This window comes from Pseudomonas mendocina, from assembly GCF_003008615.1.
Taxonomy (GTDB): domain Bacteria; phylum Pseudomonadota; class Gammaproteobacteria; order Pseudomonadales; family Pseudomonadaceae; genus Aquipseudomonas; species Aquipseudomonas mendocina_C.
The window spans coordinates 2,683,021-2,702,803 of the sequence record NZ_CP027657.1 but is presented as its reverse complement, the minus strand read 5'-3'; the positions used below and the strand labels follow the sequence as shown (position 1 = coordinate 2,702,803).

At 59.8% G+C, this 19,783-nt stretch carries 17 protein-coding genes and 2 tRNA genes; 13 read left to right on the top strand and 6 right to left on the bottom strand.

Annotation, left to right across the window (positions count from 1 at the left end; all coding sequences use genetic code 11):
• Positions 1-259 precede the first annotated feature (259 nt).
• From C7A17_RS12520 to C7A17_RS12470, 11 genes are all read left to right on the top strand, one after another.
• Positions 260-2,485: an AsmA family protein gene (locus C7A17_RS12520; protein ID WP_106738341.1), complete on the top strand. Its 2,226-nt coding sequence runs from the start codon at positions 260-262 to the stop codon at positions 2,483-2,485.
• Entirely contained in the window at positions 2,482-3,549 is a 1,068-nt protein-coding gene (gene mutY / locus C7A17_RS12515; RefSeq protein WP_106738340.1) for an A/G-specific adenine glycosylase, read from the top strand. Before C7A17_RS12520 ends, mutY begins: the two co-directional genes overlap by 4 nt.
• On the top strand, positions 3,546-3,818 hold the full coding sequence (locus C7A17_RS12510) for an oxidative damage protection protein (RefSeq protein ID WP_106738339.1): 273 nt from the start codon (positions 3,546-3,548) through the stop codon (positions 3,816-3,818). The genes mutY and C7A17_RS12510 overlap by 4 nt, the downstream gene beginning before the upstream one ends.
• Positions 3,819-3,974: 156 nt before the next feature.
• Positions 3,975-4,050 (top strand) — tRNA-Phe (locus C7A17_RS12505).
• A 91-nt stretch (positions 4,051-4,141) separates the two neighbouring features.
• Positions 4,142-4,792 carry a DedA family protein gene (locus C7A17_RS12500; RefSeq protein ID WP_106738338.1) on the top strand — a complete coding sequence of 217 codons (651 nt, stop codon included), beginning with the start codon at positions 4,142-4,144 and terminating at the stop codon, positions 4,790-4,792.
• Positions 4,793-5,020: 228 nt separating this feature from the next.
• Positions 5,021-5,794, top strand: coding sequence for an ABC transporter ATP-binding protein (locus tag C7A17_RS12495; protein WP_106738337.1), 774 nt, complete (start codon positions 5,021-5,023; stop codon positions 5,792-5,794).
• Positions 5,795-5,809: 15 nt separating this feature from the next.
• The gene (locus C7A17_RS12490) at positions 5,810-6,562 is read left to right on the top strand and encodes an ABC transporter substrate-binding protein (protein WP_106738336.1); all 753 of its coding nucleotides are present in this window, start codon (positions 5,810-5,812) and stop codon (positions 6,560-6,562) included.
• 54 nt (positions 6,563-6,616) lie between these two features.
• Positions 6,617-7,312 (top strand): ABC transporter permease, encoded by a 696-nt coding sequence (locus C7A17_RS12485; RefSeq protein WP_106738335.1) that lies wholly within the window; start codon positions 6,617-6,619, stop codon positions 7,310-7,312.
• Complete coding sequence (locus C7A17_RS12480; protein ID WP_106738334.1) at positions 7,309-7,998, top strand: ABC transporter permease; 690 nt, start codon at positions 7,309-7,311, stop codon at positions 7,996-7,998. Before C7A17_RS12485 ends, C7A17_RS12480 begins: the two co-directional genes overlap by 4 nt.
• Before the next feature lie 50 nt (positions 7,999-8,048).
• A complete protein-coding gene (locus tag C7A17_RS12475; RefSeq protein WP_106738333.1) occupies positions 8,049-9,263 on the top strand; it encodes a methyltransferase in 1,215 nt (404 codons plus the stop codon).
• 294 nt (positions 9,264-9,557) lie between these two features.
• Positions 9,558-9,633, top strand: a tRNA-Thr gene (locus C7A17_RS12470).
• A 72-nt stretch (positions 9,634-9,705) separates the two neighbouring features.
• Here the strand turns inward: C7A17_RS12470 and C7A17_RS12465 are convergent.
• Both C7A17_RS12465 and C7A17_RS12460 read right to left on the bottom strand, forming a co-directional pair.
• Positions 9,706-10,650: a glycosyltransferase family 2 protein gene (locus C7A17_RS12465; protein WP_106738332.1), complete on the bottom strand. Its 945-nt coding sequence runs from the start codon at positions 10,648-10,650 to the stop codon at positions 9,706-9,708.
• An 11-nt stretch (positions 10,651-10,661) separates the two neighbouring features.
• Positions 10,662-11,678: an NAD-dependent epimerase/dehydratase family protein gene (locus tag C7A17_RS12460; RefSeq protein WP_158704661.1), complete on the bottom strand. Its 1,017-nt coding sequence runs from the start codon at positions 11,676-11,678 to the stop codon at positions 10,662-10,664.
• 753 nt (positions 11,679-12,431) lie between these two features.
• On the opposite strand from C7A17_RS12460, the gene C7A17_RS12450 reads away from it, so the two are divergent.
• A complete protein-coding gene (locus C7A17_RS12450) occupies positions 12,432-13,541 on the top strand; it encodes an acyltransferase family protein (protein WP_106738329.1) in 1,110 nt (369 codons plus the stop codon).
• An 11-nt stretch (positions 13,542-13,552) separates the two neighbouring features.
• On the top strand, positions 13,553-14,641 hold the full coding sequence (locus tag C7A17_RS12445; RefSeq protein ID WP_106738328.1) for an acyltransferase family protein: 1,089 nt from the start codon (positions 13,553-13,555) through the stop codon (positions 14,639-14,641).
• Between the two features lie 6 nt (positions 14,642-14,647).
• Here C7A17_RS12445 and murJ read toward each other — a convergent pair whose 3' ends face one another.
• Genes murJ through C7A17_RS12425 form a run of 4 tightly spaced genes read right to left on the bottom strand, consistent with a single transcriptional unit; the run spans position 14,648 to position 19,783 of the window.
• On the bottom strand, positions 14,648-16,057 hold the full coding sequence (gene murJ, locus C7A17_RS12440) for a murein biosynthesis integral membrane protein MurJ (protein WP_106738327.1): 1,410 nt from the start codon (positions 16,055-16,057) through the stop codon (positions 14,648-14,650).
• Between the two features lie 11 nt (positions 16,058-16,068).
• A complete protein-coding gene (locus tag C7A17_RS12435) occupies positions 16,069-17,478 on the bottom strand; it encodes an O-antigen ligase family protein (protein WP_234035914.1) in 1,410 nt (469 codons plus the stop codon).
• A complete protein-coding gene (locus C7A17_RS12430) occupies positions 17,475-18,575 on the bottom strand; it encodes a glycosyltransferase family 4 protein (RefSeq protein WP_106738325.1) in 1,101 nt (366 codons plus the stop codon). The genes C7A17_RS12435 and C7A17_RS12430 overlap by 4 nt, the downstream gene beginning before the upstream one ends.
• Complete coding sequence (locus C7A17_RS12425; RefSeq protein ID WP_106738324.1) at positions 18,566-19,783, bottom strand: glycosyltransferase family 4 protein; 1,218 nt, start codon at positions 19,781-19,783, stop codon at positions 18,566-18,568. The genes C7A17_RS12430 and C7A17_RS12425 overlap by 10 nt, the downstream gene beginning before the upstream one ends.

The following is a 19,783-nucleotide window of genomic DNA, read 5'->3' as shown; positions in this document are numbered from 1 at the left end:
CGCACGACGCCAGTTCATGCCGTGCAGCGCCACGCCAGGTCGACATCGCCACCAGGCCGAGCGGCTTTGATGGCCATGAGGGCACAATGCCCCGCACAAGGCCGCCAGCGGGGAACCGTCAGAGCACTTTCTGATCCAACCTCGTGCCGATCACCGCCTCTGCCCGCCCAGTACCTGCGCATGGCAGGCGCCACATGACGCTATAATCGGCAACCCGCTGCTTCCCGCCATTCCAGCCATCGAAACCAAGGACCCGTCCATGAAAGCGTTAGGCAAGATTCTCGGCCTTTTCTTTCTCGGCCTGCTGCTGATCATCGTGGCGTTGCTGTTCGCCCTGACGCACCTGTTCGACCCCAACGACTACAAGGACGAAATTCGTCAGATCGCCCGCGACAAAGCCAACCTCGAACTGCAGCTCAATGGCGACATCGGCTGGAGCCTGTTCCCCTGGCTGGGCCTGGAGCTGACCGACGCCACCCTGGCCAGCGCCGATACCCCGGACAAACCCTTCGCCGACCTGCGCCTGCTCGGCCTCTCGGTGCGGGTCATGCCGCTGCTGCGCAAGGAAGTGCAAATGAGCGACATCCGCGTCGATGGTCTCAATCTCAACTTGCAGCGTGATGACAAAGGCCATGGCAACTGGGAAGGCATTGGCCGCCCGGCGCAAGCAAGCACAACCGAACCGACGCCAACCGAGCAGCCTCCTGCCGGCGATACCCCACCTGACCAGCCAAGTGACAAACCCGCTGGCCAGCCGCTCAAGCTGGATATCGACAGCCTGACCCTGAGCAACTCGCGCATCGACTACAGCGACGCGCAGAAGGGCCAGCAATTCACCGTCGAGAACATCGAGCTGAAAACCGGCGCCATCCGCGAAGGCGCCAGCATCCCGGTCAAGCTCAGCGCCTTCTTTGGCACCAACCAGCCAGTGCTGCGCGCGCGCAGCGAGGTGGAGGGCCAGCTGCGTTTCGACCGCGCCCTCAAGCGCTATCAGTTCGAAGACCTCAAGCTGACCGGCGAAGCCTCCGGCGAGCCGCTCAAGGGCAAGACCCTGAACTTCTCCGCCCAGGGCCAGTTGCTGGTCGACCAGGCCGCCAATATTGCCGAGTGGAACGGTCTGAAGCTGTCGGCCAACCAGTTGCGCGCCCTCGGCGAACTGAAAGCCCGCGAACTGGACAAGGACGCCAAGCTCTCTGGCGGCCTCTCCATCGCCAGCCTCAACCTGCGTGAATTCCTCGAAGGCGTCGGCGTGGAGCTGCCAGCCATGCAGGACGCCAGCAGCCTCAGTCAGTTCGAACTGGTCAGCCGCCTGAACGGCTCGAGCAAAGGCATGATGTTCGAAGAACTCAACCTCAAACTCGATGGCAGCACCTTCACCGGCAGCCTTGGCGTATCCGACATTGCTCGCCAGGCACTGCGAGCCGACCTCAAGGGCGACAAACTCGACCTCGATCGCTATCTACCGCCCAAGAGCAAGAAAGGCGCGGCGGCTGCGCGCCAGGCCGAAGTCAAGGAAAGCATCGCCAACGCCGGCTCCAGCGGCACCACTGCGCTGCCGAACGCGCCCACCCTGCACGCCTGGAGTGACGAGAAGGTGCTGCCGGTAGACCAGTTGCGCAAGCTCGACCTGCAATTGGCACTGAGCCTCGCTCAACTGACCGTCAGCAAACAACAGCTGAGCGATTTCAACCTCAAGGCCAACGGCCGTGACGGCCTGATCACCCTGGAAGAGGCCCGCGGCAAGCTGCAGGGCGGTAGTTTCGTCAGCAACGGGCGCATAGACGTGCGCCAGGCAGAGCCCATGCTCAGCCTCGAACAGCGCCTGAGCCGACTGCCGGTGGAACCGCTGCTGAAGAAGGAAGACCAGCCCTCACCGATCCGCGGCCTGGCCGACCTGGACGCCAAATTCAATACCCGCGGCAACAGCCAGAAGGCGTGGATCGAAGCGCTCAATGGCAACGCCAGCTTCGTACTGAACGACGGTGTACTGGTTGACGCCAACCTCGAACAGCAACTGTGCCGCGGCATCGCCACCCTCAACCGCAAGTCGCTGAGCAATCCGCCCAGTGGCAAGGACACGCCATTTCGCGAGCTCAAGGGCAGCCTGAGCATCCGTGACGGCGTTGCCCACAACCCGGATCTGAAGGCACAAGTACCGGGCCTGGCGGTCAGCGGCAATGGCGACCTCGACCTGCGCGTGCTCGGCCTCGACTACAAGGTCGGCATCACCATCGAAGGCGACAAGCGCGAAATGCCGGACCCGGCCTGCCAGGTCAACGAGCGCTATGTCGGCATCGAGTGGCCGCTGCGCTGCCGTGGCCCGCTGGAGCTGGGCGCCAAGGCCTGCCGCCTGGATCAGGACGGCCTGGGCAAGATCGCCGCTCGCCTGGCCGGCAACAAGCTGACCGAGAAGCTCGAAGAGAAGCTCGGCGACAAGGTCAGCCCGGATCTGAAGGACGCACTCAAGGGCCTGTTCAACCGATGAGTCCCGAGCAATTCAACAGCGCCGTGCTGGCCTGGTACGACCAGCATGGGCGCAAGGATCTGCCCTGGCAGCAGAACATCACGCCCTACCGCGTGTGGGTCTCGGAGATCATGCTGCAGCAGACCCAGGTCAGTACCGTGCTCGGCTACTTCGACCGGTTCATGGCCGCGCTGCCGACCGTGAAGGATCTGGCCGAAGCGCCTGAGGACGAAGTGCTGCACCTGTGGACGGGCCTGGGCTACTACACCCGCGCGCGCAACCTGCAGAAAACGGCGCAGATCATCATGCGCGAGCATGGCGGCGAATTTCCGCGCAGCGTCGATGCCCTCAGCGAACTGCCCGGCATCGGCCGCTCCACTGCCGGCGCCATCGCCAGCCTGAGCATGAGCGTGCGTGCGCCGATCCTCGACGGCAACGTCAAGCGCGTGCTGGCGCGCTACGTGGCGCAAGAGGGCTATCCGGGCGAGCCGAAAGTGGCCAAGCAACTGTGGGACGTGGCCGAGCGCCTCACCCCGCACGAGCGCGTCAACCACTACACCCAGGCGATGATGGATCTCGGCGCCACCCTCTGCACCCGCAGCAAACCCACCTGCCTGCTGTGCCCGGTGCGCAGCGGCTGCCAGGCGCACCTGCTCGGCCTGGAAATCCGCTATCCGGTGGCGAAGCCGCGCAAGGCACTGCCACAGAAGCGCACATTGATGCCGATCCTGGCCAATGAGGCGGGCGACATCCTGCTCTATCGCCGCCCCGCCAGCGGACTGTGGGGCGGACTGTGGAGCCTGCCGGAGCTGGATGACCTCGAGCAACTCGACGACCTCGCCCGACAGCAACACCTGGCACTGGGCGAACGCCGTGAGCTGGAAGGCCTGACCCACACCTTCAGCCACTTCCAACTGGCCATCGAACCCTGGCTGATCAACGTGGCAGAGCGACCAGGTCGCGTGGCCGAGGGCGAGTGGCTCTGGTATAACCTCGCCACCCCGCCGCGCCTGGGCCTCGCCGCCCCCGTGAAGAAGCTGCTCAAACGCGCGGCACAAGCCATTACCGCTGGAGAACCGACATGACCCGCACCGTGCTGTGCCGCAAGCACAAACAGGAACTGCCCGGCCTGGATCGCCCGCCCTACCCGGGCCCGAAAGGCGAAGACATCTTCAACAACGTTTCCAAGCAAGCCTGGGACGAGTGGCAGAAGCATCAAACCATGCTGATCAACGAGCGCCGTCTGAACATGATGAACGCCGAAGATCGCAAGTTTCTGCAGGCCGAGATGGACAAGTTCCTCTCCGGCGAGGAATACGCCCAGGCCGAAGGCTACGTACCACCGAGCGAGTAAGACAGACATAGGGTCGCCATGCGCACCAGGGCACCTGCAGGGCGGTGCGCACGGCGCACCCTACCCGTCTCGAGCCTAAGCGCCCGAAATAATTAAATATTTTTCAAACTCGCGCTTGACACTAATCCTTCAAATCCGTCTAATAGCGCCCCGTTGGCCCAGGTAGCTCAGTTGGTAGAGCAGGGGATTGAAAATCCCCGTGTCGGCGGTTCGATTCCGTCCCTGGGCACCATCATTCTAAGAACCCCGAGCGAAGAAATTCCTCGGGGTTTTTGCTTTCACGACGCCGGACAGATACCTGCCTCCGGCCAACGGGTCGCCCGATGGAATTCATCCAGCTCGTCATCGACTTCATCCTCAACATCGATCAGCACCTGACCGAACTCACCGCTGCCTATGGGCCATGGGTGTACGGCATCCTGTTCCTGATCGTGTTCTGCGAAACCGGCCTGGTGGTCACGCCCTTCCTGCCTGGTGATTCGCTGCTGTTCGTCGCTGGAGCCATCGCTCTGCACGGCACGCTCGATGTACACCTGCTGGTGGCACTGCTGATCATTGCGGCGATTCTCGGTGACGCCCTGAACTACAGCATCGGCCGCTTCTTCGGCCTGCGCCTGTTCAACAATCCGGAATCGAAGATCTTCCGCCGCGAACACCTGGCGCTGACCCGATCCTTCTATGCCCGCCACGGCGGCAAGACCATCATCCTCGCCCGCTTCGTGCCCATCGTGCGCACCTTCGCGCCCTTCGTCGCCGGCATGAGCCACATGAGCTATCGGCGCTTCGCAGCCTACAACGTGGTAGGCGCCATTCTCTGGGTGACTTCGTTCACCTACGCCGGCTACTGGTTCGGCAACCTGCCGGTGATCAAGAACAACCTGCACTACCTGATCGTCGGCATCATCCTCGTCTCGGTGCTGCCCAGCCTGTTCGCCCTGCTGCGCCAGCGCATGGCCCGAGCGAGCACCGAGTAACGACTTATCAATGATTGGAAGGGCGATCAGCAGCGACCGCCGCACGTGATCGGCCCATTTTGCATCTGCGCGACAAGCAACTGCAGCCAGGCGACACCCTGACTCCGAAGCCAGCCATAGGCCAGTAAACGGCTTGGCGGTCACGGAAACGCTATGCTAGCTTGGCCGCCAGCCAGGATGGCCCGCTGCACGCCGGAGCGCATTCGAAGAAGAAGAGGATCCCACCCCATGGCCGAGGCGACGCCCGCGCTGGAAATACGCAACCTGCACAAACGCTACGGCGACCTCGAAGTGCTCAAGGGCATCTCCCTGACGGCCAGAGACGGTGACGTCATCTCCATTCTCGGCTCCTCCGGTTCCGGCAAATCCACCTTTCTGCGCTGCATCAACTTGCTGGAAAACCCGCATCAGGGTCAGATCTTCGTCGCTGGCGAGGAACTCAAGCTCAAGGCCGCGAAGAACGGCGATCTGGTCGCAGCCGACAACAAGCAGATCAATCGCCTGCGCAGCGAGATCGGTTTCGTCTTTCAGAATTTCAACCTCTGGCCGCACATGAGCGTGCTCGACAACATCATCGAAGCACCGCGCCGCGTACTCGGCCAGAGCAAGGCAGAAGCCATCGAAGTGGCCGAAGCGCTGTTGGCCAAGGTCGGTATCGCCGAAAAGCGCCACGTCTATCCCAATCAGCTATCCGGCGGCCAGCAGCAACGCGCGGCCATCGCTCGCACCCTGGCCATGCATCCGAAGGTGATCCTGTTCGACGAGCCGACTTCGGCGCTCGACCCGGAGATGGTACAAGAAGTGCTTAATGTGATTCGCGCGCTTGCCGATGAGGGTCGCACCATGCTGCTGGTTACTCATGAAATGAGTTTCGCTCGCCAGGTTTCCAGCGAGGTGGTGTTCCTCCACCAGGGCCTGGTCGAGGAACAAGGGCCACCCGCCCAGGTGTTCGACAACCCGCTATCGGCACGCTGTAAACAATTCATGTCCAGCAATCGCTAACACGGAGCAACACGCATGCAGAACTATAAGAAGATCCTGCTGGCCGCGGCCGCTACCCTGGCTTTCGGCACCAGCGCTGTCGCCGCTGACAAACTGAAACTCGGCACCGAAGGCGCCTACCCTCCCTTCAACCTGATCGACTCCAGCGGCAAGGTCACCGGTTTCGACGTGGAGATCGGTCAGGCCCTGTGCGCCAAGATGCAGGCCGAGTGCGAAGTGGTCACCTCTGACTGGGATGGCATCATCCCGGCCCTGAACGCCAAGAAGTTCGACTTCCTGATCGCCTCGATGTCGATCACCGAAGAGCGTCAGGCTGCGGTCGATTTCACCGAGCCCTACTACACCAACAAGCTGCAATTCATTGCACCCAAGTCGGCCGACTTCAAGACCGACGCCGGCAGCCTCAAGGGCAAGGTGATCGGCGCACAGCGTGCCACCATCGCCGGCACCTGGCTGGAAGACAACCTGGGCAAAGTGGTGGACATCAAGCTGTATGACACCCAGGAAAACGCCTACCTCGACCTGTCCTCGGGCCGCCTCGACGGCGTACTGGCCGACACTTTCGTCAACTGGGAATGGCTCAAGAGCGACGCCGGCAAGGACTTCGAGTTCAAGGGCGACCCGGTATTCGACAACGACAAGATCGGCATTGCCGTGCGCAAGGGTGATCCACTGCGCGAGAAGCTGAATACCGCTCTGCAAGCCATCATCGAAGACGGCACCTACAAGCAGATCAACGACAAGTACTTCCCGTTCAGCATCTACTGATGACCTGAAGGCACTGCGCCGCCAACCTGGCGGCGCAGTCGCCCGAGCCCTCCGATGATTTTCGATCTCCAAGGATTCGGCCCAGCCCTGGCCGCCGGCACCCTGATGACCATTCAATTGGCGCTTTGCGCGCTGGTTCTAGGTCTGGTGCTCGGCCTGCTCGGCGCGCTGGCCAAGACTTCGCCGTACAAGCCGCTACAGTGGCTCGGCGGCAGCTATTCCACCATCGTACGCGGCGTGCCCGAGTTGCTCTGGGTGCTGCTGATCTACTTCAGCACCGTCAACGTATTGCGCGCACTGGGCGAAAGCCTGGGCGTAGGTAGCCTGGAACTCAGCCCGTTCGCCGCGGGCGTCATCGCCCTCGGCATGTGCTTTGGTGCCTATGCCACCGAGGTGTTCCGCGGCGCCATTCTGGCCATCCCCAAGGGGCATCGCGAAGCTGGCCAGGCACTCGGCATGTCCAAGAGTCGCATCCTGTGGAAGCTGATCCTGCCGCAGATGTGGCGCATCGCCCTGCCCGGCCTGGGCAACCTGTTCATGATTCTGATGAAAGACACCGCCCTGGTATCGGTGGTCGGCCTGACCGAAATCATGCGCCAGGCACAGATTGCGGTCACTGCCACCAAGAACCCGATGACCTTCTTCCTGGTCGCCGCCATCATCTATCTGGGGCTGACCATCATTGCCATGATCGGCTTGCACTTCCTTGAGAAGAAAGCCTCACGCGGCTTCGTCAGGAGCAACCAATGAACTGGGAGCTGATCTACAAGTACCTGCCGAAGATGTTCGAGGGCGCGCTGCTGACCATCGAACTGCTGGCAGTTGCGGTCATTGCCGGACTGATCCTGGCACTGCCCATGGGTATCGCCCGAGCGTCGAAACACTGGTACGTACGCGCCCTGCCCTACGGCTACATCTTCTTCTTCCGCGGCACACCGATGCTGGTGCAGCTGTTCCTGATCTATTACGGCCTGGCCCAGTTCGATGCCGTGCGCCAGAGCATCTTCTGGCCCTATCTGCGCGATCCTTATTGGTGCGCTGTGCTCACCATGACCCTGCACACCGCCGCCTATATCGCAGAGATTCTCCGCGGTGCCATCCAGGCTGTGCCGCCAGGTGAGATCGAGGCTGCTCGTGCTCTAGGCATGTCACGCACCCAGGCCATGCTGCACATCATCCTGCCCCGAGCCGCGCGCATCGGCCTGCCGGCCTACAGCAATGAAGTGATCCTGATGCTCAAGGCCAGCGCCCTGGCCAGCACCGTCACACTGCTGGAGCTGACCGGTATGGCGCGCACGCTCAATGCCCGCACTTACGTGAGCATGGAGTTCTTCTTCACCGCGGCACTGTTCTACCTCGCGATCACCTTTGTCCTGATCAACCTCTTCAAGCTGCTAGAACGCTGGCTGCGCGTCGACGCCTGCCAGGGCCGTTAACCCGTGCCGTCGCCTGCCGACGGCACGGATCCATCAGATGCATATGCGCCATGTCCGAGCCCATCCTCACCTCAGGCGAACTGCTCGCCCGCTTCCAGGCGCTGGACAGCTTCCTCCTCGAACATCAGGCCCTGTGGCGACCGCGTCCCTTTCACCACCTGCAATTACCCTGGGAAGTCCAGTTACCTGAGCTCGCGGCCTGGCTAAGGAGCCGTTCGCTCGAACAGGCCGAAGCCAGCAACGCCAGCCCTTGGGAACTCGATGCCCCGGCACCGCTCCCAGCGTTGGCCCACCAGGCACAGACGCTCAGCGCACTGGGCAAGATGCCTGGTACAGCCAGCAAGGAACGCCCAACTGTTTTCAGCGTCGATGTACCCGGACGCAAATTGGCGCAGATACAGGCATTCGCCAGCTGCCTGCAATTCGCCCAACGCCCCCAGCACTGGCTCGACTGGTGCGCAGGCAAAGGTCACCTGGGCCGCTGGCTGACCCACGATGATCAACGTTTGACCTGCCTGGAATACGACCCAGCCCTGATCGAGAGTGGCAGCGCACTGAGTCGACGGCTCGACTTGAACACCAAGCATATCCAGCAGGACGTGCTCAGCAATGATTGCGGCGACCAGCTCGAAGCCGAACACACCCCAGTCGCCCTCCACGCTTGCGGCGACCTGCACGTACGCCTGCTGCAGCTCGCCAGCCAGAACGGCTGCGCGCAACTGGCAGTCGCCCCATGCTGCTACAACCGTATCGCCGGCACGCAGTATCAAGCACTGTCAGCCACGGCGCAGGCCTCGCCCCTGCAACTGTCACGCGACGATCTCGCTCTGCCGCTAAGCGAGACCGTCACGGCCGGTGCACGCGTACGCCGACAACGCGACCAGTCGATGGCCTGGCGCCTGGCATTCGATCTGCTGCAGCGCCAACTTCGGAACAGCAACGAGTACCTGCCTACGCCATCGCTATCCAGTGACTGGTTCAGCAAACCCTTCGCCAGCTTCTGCAATGACCTTGCCGCACTTCGCGGCGTGCCCCCGCCCAACGAGCAGAACTGGCAGGAATGGGAAGATCGCGGCTGGCAGCGCCTGGCAGAAGTTCGCAATCTGGAACTGCTGCGCAACCTGTTCCGCCGACCACTAGAGCTCTGGCTGCTACTCGACCGTGCACTGTACCTGCAAGAGCAGGGCTACCAGGTGAAGTTGGGCACCTTCTGCGACTACCACCTGAGCCCACGCAATCTGCTCCTGCTGGCCGAGCGGCCCTGAGTTGCACACAGAAGCTGTGGATAACTCTGTTGATCCTTTCTGGGCAAATGCGCCAAAACCCCTTGGGAAGTACCTCGCAGACATCTGATCACTTTTCGAACAACCTTATAAGGTTCAGCAAAAACAATGACTTGCGAAAAAACGTGACAGAGCGCACATAGTCGGTGCGCGTCTGTCGCACACGCATTCTCTTTGTGCATAAGCCAGAAGCTACTGATAGCCGAGCTTAGAAAAACCTGGCGCGCACGTGGCTTTACTCAGGCCGACGAATGGATATAATGGCGCCCCCACCTAGCCGGTATAGCTCAGCTGGTAGAGCAACTGACTTGTAATCAGTAGGTCCCGGGTTCGACTCCTGGTGCCGGCACCATATAGAACAAAGGCCCGCAGCGATGCGGGCCTTTGTGTTTCATACGTTCAATCTTTCCTCTGTCGCCCAACCCTATGCATAAGGGCTATCCCAGTAGCGCTTGTACATACCGAGCTTCTTCTTCAGCTGTCGAGACATCCCTTTTTCACGCTGCCCCAACTTGTAAGCCAATAGCTTGCAGGCATTGCGGAAAATGGCCGATGGCCACAGGTAGAAACGCGAAAGCCCCAGAAAGATCAGCTCGGATTTGACGAAGCGCAGGCCTTCACCACCGGCACCACCGAAGCGCTCACGAATCCAGGGCTCACGAGCGTGGAATACACCCATATCGAAGTAACGGCGAAACTCTTCCTGCAAGCTGTAGTTATGCGAGTGCCGGCACCTGGCCTCACCGGAATAGGCGACCTTCCAACCGGCGAGCAACATCTTCGCCGTCGCATACATGTCCTCGGCAAAGATCACATGCTCAGGAAAACCGCCCACAGCCAACAGCGCCTCACCGCGATACGCCGCAAAGGAGTTGGACATGAACGCCGCCTTGATTCCCAGCACCGGTACGTCCTCAAGCATTTTTACCTGGGACGTCGCCGAGTAGTTGAACAGGCGCGCATGTTGCGCCATTGGGGTAGCGTCCAAGTGTGGCAATTGACGACCGCATACGGCACCGACTCGCTCGTCCGAGAAGGGTGCAAGCAGGTGTTCGATGGCCTCTGAATCCTCGAGGTAAGCATCCTGGGTCAGAAAGACATAGATGTCATAACTCGGATTGGCACCCACCATCATCTGTCGGGTTCCACCATGATTGAACTGACTACTGGGAATGGAGACCACCCCGGGCACACGGGCTCGTGCAAGCTCCGCGGTACCGTCTTGCGAGCTAGAGTCGACGATAAATAAATCAAAATTCGCACTCTGGCGTTCCAGCGAATCGAGCAGACGCTCCAGCTCCTTGCGCCCGTTGTAGGTGGGCACGATACAGGCGACGCGCAGGTTCGGATTTACAGCTTGATCAGTCATGTGCACGCCTCTCATTGCCACTCTTGCGGGCAGCTTCTCTTCCAGTCCGCAAAAGCACTCTCCAGCGTGTACTGATAGGGATAGCCCCTCTCCACCAGGTAGGTAGGCAGAATGTTGTTGGATCTGACCAGTTTGCGGATACGTACGGGACTAAAGGGATGCTTGATGCCAAGAGGTTTGGCCACAGTTTCGATCATGTATGCCACTGCCAGCAGCAGCGGGTAGGGAATCGCTGGAACACACCGTTTGACGGCTGCCACTTTGCAGACGACCTCGACATACTCCTGGATGGATGGCCCCGGATTCATCGACATGTTGAACAGATCGACGCGAGGCCCCTCCGTCTCCTGTCGCTGTAACACCCACCACATGGCGCTGCACAACTCCTTCACATAGGTGCCGGCCTTACGGGTCGCACGGTTGCCCATGTAGAAGAAGTAGCGATGCAGTACCGCCTTGATCAATCTGGAAACGTTGCCACCCTCACCAGGCCCGAAAACCACACCAGGCCGCACAATGACCAACCGCCGACTGGCAGCATCCCGTGCCTGCCAAAGCTGATGAATCTTCTCTGCCACCAATTTGGAGCCACCATAGGCTGTCGCCGGAACCGGCAGCGAACGCTCGTCCTTCACGGCATCGCTCGGGCCGTAAGGAGAAATCGAACTGGTGAAGATCATGCGCTTACAACCCACCTTGTCGGCCCAGGCGCATACGTTCTCCGCACCTAGCAGGTTGGTTTCGTAGTATTCAAAGTCCTCGTGCCCGGGCTCACGGTGCACGGCAGCGAAGTTGGCGATCAGATCAACCGACTCGGCGGGCATCCACTCGATGGGTTTACGCACATCCCACAGCACCACTTCGACCCTTGGCGAACCACTGAGTAACTGGCGCCTAAAGGCACTGCCCTTATGCTCAAGCGCCTCCTGGTCAACGACGTAGACCTTTTCAAAGCCTTGCTCGTCAATGAGAAAGCGGGCAAAGAAACTTCCGATGAATCCAGTACCACCAAAAATTACCGCAATCATTGCCCCCCCCCCAAGAAAAGCGAACCCGGTTCCCTCGCCCCAATCCTGACTCGTCACCTCATTGCCATCAGTGGCGAACTGATCGCATGTAATGACGGAGCAAAGCTCTCACGAGGATAGGGTATGGGCCGGCTAGCGCCCTTCTCTGCTGTAATGAGCACCACGGTCATAGACTTCCGTGACCTTGCACTCGACTTGGTTGCTGAACAGCAGTTTGTTATCGTCCGAATAGGGAACGTAAAAAAGAACCGCATTTTCACTATATGCCGGTTCGAGGCACTTGTAGGTGCGTATATATAGAAGATCGTCCATGGTCGAGTATGTGTCAGTGCCATACTTTTTTATCAGCATCCTTACCGGCTCTTCCTCTGCGGCATACGCAGCAGAGTAAAATGCGCCCAGACAAAGAATTATGGATATAACAATGTGCTTAGAAATTACCAATCGAAGCATTGATGACTCCATAACCTAACATCGTCCTCTCACCAAACATTTCGCCTTAACGACGCCCCTCACCGTAACCGATGATTCCGATTCGGTCAGGCTACAGCACCGCCAGTAAAGGCCTCAAGCGCCTCAGGCCACTTGCCAGCACAAGCAGCATGATGGCATGCTGCTTTATATATCGCACGTAAAACTCCAATAGATCATCACGTCTTAGCCTATATTTTCTGCCAAAGTATTGATGCCATTTTTTCGACGACACCATTCGTGCGTCGAACAGTCATTGTTTTGGGAATACCGGAGCGCCTCATGTCCAAGTTGAACACTCTACAGGCATTTCGCTGTATCGGCCTGACCGGGGTCGTCATTGGCCACATGACGTTCGCCGAAGAAAAATATGCTGGCGCCACTTTATTGCCAGTGGAAATAAAGGACTTCAATCAACTATTCATCGATTGGTTCTTTGTCGTCAGTGGCTTCATCATGGTGATGGTGTCTCGCGGAAGATTCCAAGTCCCCAAGGAAATCGCCAAATTCGCGTATGCCCGGGTGGCGCGCATCTATCCACCTTACTGGGTGTACTTCTTCATCACCCTTGCCGTGTTCCTGATAATGCCCCAGTGGATCAACAGCGCACATGGTGAGCCAAATCTCTGGAAATCCTTCTTTCTGGTGCCTGACAAGAACCTCCCACTGGTGATGGTAGCTTGGTCACTGGTCTTCGAAATGTGGTTCTACCTGGTCTTCACATCTCTGATGCTGTTCCGGGAGCGCTATCTGCCCTGGATTCTTATAGGCTGGGCTGGGCTGATCATCTGCGCCAACCTGGTGTTCGATACATCCAGCTTCGACCCAGTCTTGCGCCTGATTCTGCATCCCTATGCAGTAGAGTTCGTGATGGGAAGCCTAATCGCACTGTTCTACTTCAGCCCTCTGAGTGAACGTGTCTCCACCCGTGTGGCCATTGGCATGTTGCTGTTCGTCCCGCTCATCGGTGTGCCAGTGGGCTACAACCTCGGCCTGTTCCGGGGCGAAGGCTTGGTACGCGTATTCAGCCTGGGCACACTGTTTGGCCTGTTGACCATCGGCGCAACCCTGCTGGAGCGCCGCGACAAGCTGAGTGTTCCGAACTTCATGGTCGCCATTGGTGACAGCTCCTACACCACCTACCTGTCGCACCTGCTGGTTATCGGTGTGATCGGCAAACTGTGGGTCGTCTTCGGGCTGGCCTCCCCCAGCCTGATGGGCAATATCGCCTTCCTTGTAATCATGTTCGCAGCGGTGATGATCTACGGCCTGGTAGGTTTCCGCCTCATAGAAGAACCCTTGATGAACGGGGCCAATAACCTGGGCAAGAAGATCTTCAGGAAGAAACCCGCTCCCGCCACTGCCACCCTGGCAGCGAAACCCGCAGAGTGAATGCCCTCTCCATGAGCATCAACAGCCCGCGTCTGCGGCAGAACAACTTCGATCTCATACGCCTGCTGCTGGCACTGGCTGTCTGCCTGTTGCATGCCCATGAACTCTCAGGGGCCAGCGAGCTGGGTATTATCGATACCTTGCTGTCGGGCAAGATCGCCATCGAGTCGTTCTTCGTGATCAGCGGCTTTCTGATCTTCATGAGCTACGAGAAGTCCCGATCGCTTACCAGTTACTTCGAAAAACGCGCACGCCGTATCTACCCGGCCTACTTCGTCTCGGTGACGCTGGCAGCGATTCTACTCTCGAGCATCAGTGAGCGCGCGTTGGGCGCTTACTTCCTGTCCAGTGAGTTCGCCCGATATCTCACCGCCAATCTTGCCTTTCTCAACTTTCTACAACCGGATTTACCGGGCGTTTTCGGCGACAACCGCATGGCAGCCGTCAACGGCGCGCTGTGGACCATCAAGATCGAAGTGATGTTCTACCTGAGCGTTCCGGCCATCGTCTGGCTGTGTCGACGTATGGGGCGCTCGCGCATCCTGCTGGCCCTGTTCGTCGCCTCTACGGTCTATTCGTTGGCCATGTTCCACCTGTACGAGAGCACCGGCCGAGGCATGTATTTCCAGCTGGAGAAACAGCTACCCGGGCAACTGCGCTTCTTCATCGCGGGCGCAGCACTCTATTACCTGCTGCCTTTTTTCGAACGCCATGTGAAATGGCTGGTACTGGCGGCGGCGATCTACTTCCTGACGCGCCCGCTGATCGAGGTGGAGGCACTCAAGCCGATCGCCCTGGCGATCCTGGTTATCTTCTTTGCGCTGTACAACTACGTCGGTAACTTCTGCAAGTTCGGCGACTTCTCCTATGGCGTATATATTCTGCACTTTCCCATCGTGCAGACGATGGTGCATTTCGGCGCTTTCGAGGCCAACGCCTGGATCGCTCTGCTGGGCACCATTGGCCTGACGCTAGGCGCAGCAGCGCTGATGTGGCATGGCGTGGAGAAGCGCTGGTTGCACAAGAACAGCCACTACGTCCAGGCTGGTCAGGATGCTCAGAGCGAGGGTTCGGACAGCCAGGCCCGAGCGCCACGGTGAATGCCTCTAGGCGACTCGCCAGGGACGAAGCCACACCGCCAGCGATAGCATCAGCAACCCGGAGATGGCGACCGTGACGCCAAGCTGCCACCAGCCTACTGGCACGCTCAGCGGAACAAGCAGGGCCAAAGCGGGCATTGCCAGTCCCAGCCCCCACTGTCTCTTCCAGTCCAGGCTGGCCAGCAAACGCTGCTTGCGCATCAGCAAGAAACCCGTCAGCAGCACGCCGAGCAATGCTGCAAAGGCGATTCCCTTGAGTCCTAAGATCCACGGCAGGATCATCAGAAACACCACATTGAGGGCATTGCCGCTCAATTCGCAGGCCAGAGGCAAACGTGTGTCGCCGACTGCATAGGCGTAGCGCGCCAGCAACGCATTCCAGGCTGCGAACAGCAGCGTCAGTCCCAACCAACCGAGCAAAGCAGCCAGCACGCCACCACTGGCCTGGCCAGGAAGCAGCAGTTGGATCAGAGGCTCTGCAGCGCCCACCAGACCAACAGCAACGGGGACGGTCAGCAAGGTCGCCATAGCGGTACCCCGGCGCAACAGAGCCAAGCGTTCCTGCTCCGACTTGCCGCCCATCAGCCCCAACAGAACCTGATTGAGGCTCATCAGCGCGACCATCGGCAGATTGATGAGCTTGCGTGCAAAGTTCAGCCAGGTCACTGCGCCCTCCCCCAGCAGTGAAGCGATCATTCTCTCAAGCAATGCCAGTCCCTGGCTGGCCATGGTGCTGGCCAGCAGAGGCCCGAGCCGTCTCAACAACTGTTGACCGCAATCTCTGTCAGCCTGGACACACCAGGGTCGCCATCCCATGCCACGCATGGCTGGAAGTAGCGCCATGGGCATGAGCCAGCTGCCGAGCAGACAACTGCTCGCCAACCCTGAAGGCGTCGCCTGCTCCCCCATCACGGCGAGATAGATTACCGGCGGCAGATTGAAGAGCAGGGAGCCAAGGCCAGCCAGTACGAAGCGGGCGTGCGCCTGAAGGGGAATGCAAAGCAGCGCATGAAGCATGAAACCCGGCACGCACCAGGCCAGTAGTTGCAGGCTCTGCATGGCCAGCATGCGTCCTTCGTCGGACAAGCCGGGACCAATCAGCATGACCCACAAGGGCGCCGCGAAATGAAACAGTACGGTTATCAGCAGAGCACAACCCAATACCCGCCCGGTCAGCGCCGATAGCCAAGCCTCGCGCTGAGCAGCGTCACGTTCTTGATACAGCGGTAATGCCGCCGAGCTGAACAGTCCGGTGGCAAGTGCCATGCGCACAGCCTCAGGCAGAAACAACGCAACCAGGAACGCATCGCTCCGCAGGCTGGCGCCCCAGGCATCGATCAGCAGCCATTCACGGGCGAAACCCGTAGCCAGACCGATCAACGTGGCCAGCGTCAGCCAAAGCGTGGAGCCGAGCATGATTCAGTGCCTCACGATAGGTGTGGCGAGGCGTTTTCAGAGAGCATCGGCGCGCCTGATCGCAAGCGCCGGGCCTCCAGCAGATTCAATCCGATCATCAGCCAGAACAGACCGACCAGAACCGGCTGGAAGCTGAAGTAATGATCGAAGATACCGCTGAACAGCGCAGCCATCAGACCTGAGGTAGTGCCGAGCCAGACCGCATTATCCGCAGTCAGGTCGGTTCGCTTGCCACTCGGCCGTGTCTCCCGCCACCAACTCCAGGTCGCGGCGATGAACAGGAACATACCAGGCAGGCCCAGCTTGTAGATGAGGTTCAGCCACAGGTTGGATATACCGTGCAAGTCAGTCCCAGGAACCGGCGGTTCCACCTTGAAACCGATACCCAGTGGATAAGTGGCCATGGCCCGCGGGAAGTTGGAATATTCGGTAAACCGCATGGAGGTACTGGCATCGCTGACATCGAACATGGCGATGACACGATCCTGCAACGGCGGGTAGGACAACACCAGCAGCGCGCTGAAGGCAATACCACACATCAACAAGCGGCCGGTATAAGGCACGCGACGGATTGCCAGCCAGATCAATACCACGCCCAGGCTCAGTAGCGCACCCCGCGACCCGCTGAGCAGCAGCGCGACGATGCCTGTTACGCCAACCGCCAAACCCAGCAGACGACGCCAGCCAATCCGGGTGATGCCATAGCAGAAGGCCAGAGGCAGGAGCAGGGCCATGGCACCGCCCAGTGTGTTGGGGTGAATCCAGGGCGAGCCCATACGCAGGAATACTGCACCAGAGGTATCGCCAATCACCTCCTCCAGAGTCGCATAACCCAGCTTGGTCAGCAGCGGGTTAAGCGCTACCGCAGAGCGCTCGGCCAGGAAGATGGGCAAGGAAAGCATCAACATCGCCAAGGCACCGAATAGTAGTGCCTGCACCATCGACTCTCTCGCCCCCTCATCGCGCAGCAGGCGCATTGCCAGAAAAATCAGCGACACGTTGGCCATCCAGCGTACCCAGTTGGCAACGCCATTACCCTGGGCTTGAACCATCACCTGGCCGACCACGAAAGGGAAGGCGCTGAACAGGATCAACGCCAGGACGTATCGCTCCGTTGTCCCGCCCTTGCGAGCCTGGGTGGTGCCTTCGAAGATGCCCTGAAACAGCACGCAGGCCCAGATGACTAGGATGAGCAACTCCGAGACGGTCGTGCGTACGCCGACGTTGATGGTCGAGTAAGGCAGAAAATTGGCGATCAGCCCGAACAACAACAAGCCTAGCAATGGGCGGCGCAGAAGATTGAGGCCAATGACCATGGCGACGATCAGCACCACGACCTTCAGCGGCGACAAGAACCAAAGCAGCACGCCAAACACCAGCCCCGAGACCAACGCGATCGGCATCCCGAAGGAAGATGTCATGACTGCAACTCCTGTAGCAGTTCGGCAACGCGGGCACGATAGGGCTGCTCCGCATAACGCTTAGCCCAATCGCGCAAGACCTGGCGATCGGGTTCATCGGGACGAGCAAGACGATGCATGAGTTCGATCACGGCCGCAGCGTCATAAGGACTGAAGCGTGGCGTTCCTTCAGGCACGATTTCGTCGAGCGACGTACCACTGGCAACGGCCACTGGCGTGCCGACGGCCATCGCTTCGATCACCGGCAAGCCAAAACCCTCGGCATAGGAGGGATGCCACAGACGCTCCGCTGCACCGTACAGCCCCTGCAACTCGGCATCACCGAGCACGGGCATGAGATGTACTCCCAGCAGTTCACGTTGTTGCGGCGCAACGAATTCGCCGCCACCGACCAACACCAGATCCGGGATGGCCGGATCAGTCAGGCGTGCCTTGTGCCAGTTTTCAATGAACCAGGCGATGTTCTTGCGCGGCTCACGCGTGCCAACCAATAACCAGAAGCGAGCTGGCAATAGCTGCTCTGGCAGCATGGGCTCAAGGGTACTGCTGGGTACCAGGTTGGAAAGCACACGCACCTTGGGCGCGGCTGACGGGAAGACGCGTGCCACCTCATCGGCGCTGTATTGCGAAGGTGTCCAGATGCGATCAGCGACATTCACCGAGTAACGAATCGAGAGGTTGTCGCTGATGCGATAGACAGTTTCACGAAGCCAGGTGGCATGGTGGTTCTTCAGGTGCAACTGAAACAGATCGTGAAGCTGCAGAACATAGCGCACCCCAGACGGCCTGGGAGGCAACGGCAACCCCATGTTGAAGGTACTGATATGCACGTCGATACCCGCTCGCCGCAGTGCCCAGGGCATGTAACCCAGTTCGAAACGCAAGCGGCGCGGCAGACGATGCTGGCCATCGATCGAGCTATCCCAGGTCGGGCAGTGCGCGCTTGCACGCAACGGATGATCCAACGGGGCAGGCGTGAATAGATGCAGATCGACACCCGGCAGCTCTTCCAGCACCTTGGCCAGTGCCAGGTTCTGGCGACCGATGCCGTTGTGCGGATTGCTGATACCGGGCCGGTAATCCAGACCTACTCGCATGCCAACTCCCCGGGTTTGCCGACAGTTGCATACACGTCCAGCAGTTGCTGCGCAGCGACGCTCCAGTCATGCGACCTGCCGACGTAGGCACGACCTGCCGCCCCCATTCGCTGGATCGCAGCCGGGTCAGCCAGTTGCTTCGATATTGCAGCGGCAAGCGCCTCGGCATCTTCACCGCCGTCATACTCGGCTCCGGCCGTAACGGCCAGACCGGAAACGCCCTGCGCAGTGGTGACCACCGCCAGCCCTGCTGCCATGGCCTCGAGCACCTTGAGTTTGGAGCCACCACCGGTACGCAATGGGGCGAAGAAAATCGCCGCCCGTGACTGCAGCGCAGTCAGATCCGGTACGAAAGCATGCCATTCGATGCGCTCATCCGGCCAACGCTGCGGCCATTCAGCCGGCAACGCATAGCCCGCAATGGTGATGCGTGCCTCGGGTTGCAATTGCCAGACTCGGGGCATCACTTCACCCATGGCCCACTCCACGGCATCCACATTGGGTGGGTACTCATAATTGCCGATGAATAGCAGGCGATTGCTCTCGTAGGCCGGGGTAACTGCAGCATAACGTGCGCAATCGACGCCATTGACCACCACCGGGATATGTCGTCCGGTGATCGCTCCAAGTTCCTGCGCATCCGCCTCGGTAACAGCCACTACCTGCGCCGCTAGCGCCATGACATGTCGCTCCCAGCGGCGATAACGCCACTGATCAAACCACACCATCGGCCGGAGCCAGCTCGGGAAACGATCATAGATCGCACCACCCAGCGCTGATTCGACATTGTGCTCGGTGAGGATGAACGGCTGAGCAGTCTGACGCAGTGCCTGTTCGTATGGCTGAAAGCTGTAGCTGTGCTCGATCTGTACGACATCCCATGGCTGCTTCAGCAACTCGGCGAAACGTCGACTCAAGTCAGGCGCATGACCGTTGATGCTCGCCAACATCGGCAATGGCGACAGTGCAGCGGTCAGGAGTGTGGTCGGACTTCGCAGCGGCCGCCGCGGCATGACGATCAGTTGTTCGAGCAGAGGCTCCAGCACCTTGCGCGCCTCATCATCGAGAGGCACTTTGCTTTGCACCAGCAGCGTAATGCGATGCCCTGCCTGCGCCAGGGCACGCAACAGATTGAACTGCCGCGTCTTGCCACCACTGCTCGTCGGCCATGGCAGATAAGGCAGAACCCAAAGAATCCTAAGCGACAT

Bases quoted from the DNA above. Each gene is read 5' to 3' on its own strand.
- C7A17_RS12520 (WP_106738341.1), top strand. From the start codon at position 260: ATGAAAGCGTTAGGCAAGATTCTCGGCCTTTTCTTTCTCGGCCTGCTG.
- mutY (WP_106738340.1), top strand. From the start codon at position 2,482: ATGAGTCCCGAGCAATTCAACAGCGCCGTGCTGGCCTGGTACGACCAG.
- C7A17_RS12510 (WP_106738339.1), top strand. From the start codon at position 3,546: ATGACCCGCACCGTGCTGTGCCGCAAGCACAAACAGGAACTGCCCGGC.
- C7A17_RS12500 (WP_106738338.1), top strand. From the start codon at position 4,142: ATGGAATTCATCCAGCTCGTCATCGACTTCATCCTCAACATCGATCAG.
- C7A17_RS12495 (WP_106738337.1), top strand. From the start codon at position 5,021: ATGGCCGAGGCGACGCCCGCGCTGGAAATACGCAACCTGCACAAACGC.
- C7A17_RS12490 (WP_106738336.1), top strand. From the start codon at position 5,810: ATGCAGAACTATAAGAAGATCCTGCTGGCCGCGGCCGCTACCCTGGCT.
- C7A17_RS12485 (WP_106738335.1), top strand. From the start codon at position 6,617: ATGATTTTCGATCTCCAAGGATTCGGCCCAGCCCTGGCCGCCGGCACC.
- C7A17_RS12480 (WP_106738334.1), top strand. From the start codon at position 7,309: ATGAACTGGGAGCTGATCTACAAGTACCTGCCGAAGATGTTCGAGGGC.
- C7A17_RS12475 (WP_106738333.1), top strand. From the start codon at position 8,049: ATGTCCGAGCCCATCCTCACCTCAGGCGAACTGCTCGCCCGCTTCCAG.
- C7A17_RS12465 (WP_106738332.1), bottom strand. From the start codon at position 10,650: ATGACTGATCAAGCTGTAAATCCGAACCTGCGCGTCGCCTGTATCGTG.
- C7A17_RS12460 (WP_158704661.1), bottom strand. From the start codon at position 11,678: ATGATTGCGGTAATTTTTGGTGGTACTGGATTCATCGGAAGTTTCTTT.
- C7A17_RS12450 (WP_106738329.1), top strand. From the start codon at position 12,432: ATGTCCAAGTTGAACACTCTACAGGCATTTCGCTGTATCGGCCTGACC.
- C7A17_RS12445 (WP_106738328.1), top strand. From the start codon at position 13,553: ATGAGCATCAACAGCCCGCGTCTGCGGCAGAACAACTTCGATCTCATA.
- murJ (WP_106738327.1), bottom strand. From the start codon at position 16,057: ATGCTCGGCTCCACGCTTTGGCTGACGCTGGCCACGTTGATCGGTCTG.
- C7A17_RS12435 (WP_234035914.1), bottom strand. From the start codon at position 17,478: ATGACATCTTCCTTCGGGATGCCGATCGCGTTGGTCTCGGGGCTGGTG.
- C7A17_RS12430 (WP_106738325.1), bottom strand. From the start codon at position 18,575: ATGCGAGTAGGTCTGGATTACCGGCCCGGTATCAGCAATCCGCACAAC.
- C7A17_RS12425 (WP_106738324.1), bottom strand. From the start codon at position 19,783: ATGTCGCTTAGGATTCTTTGGGTTCTGCCTTATCTGCCATGGCCGACG.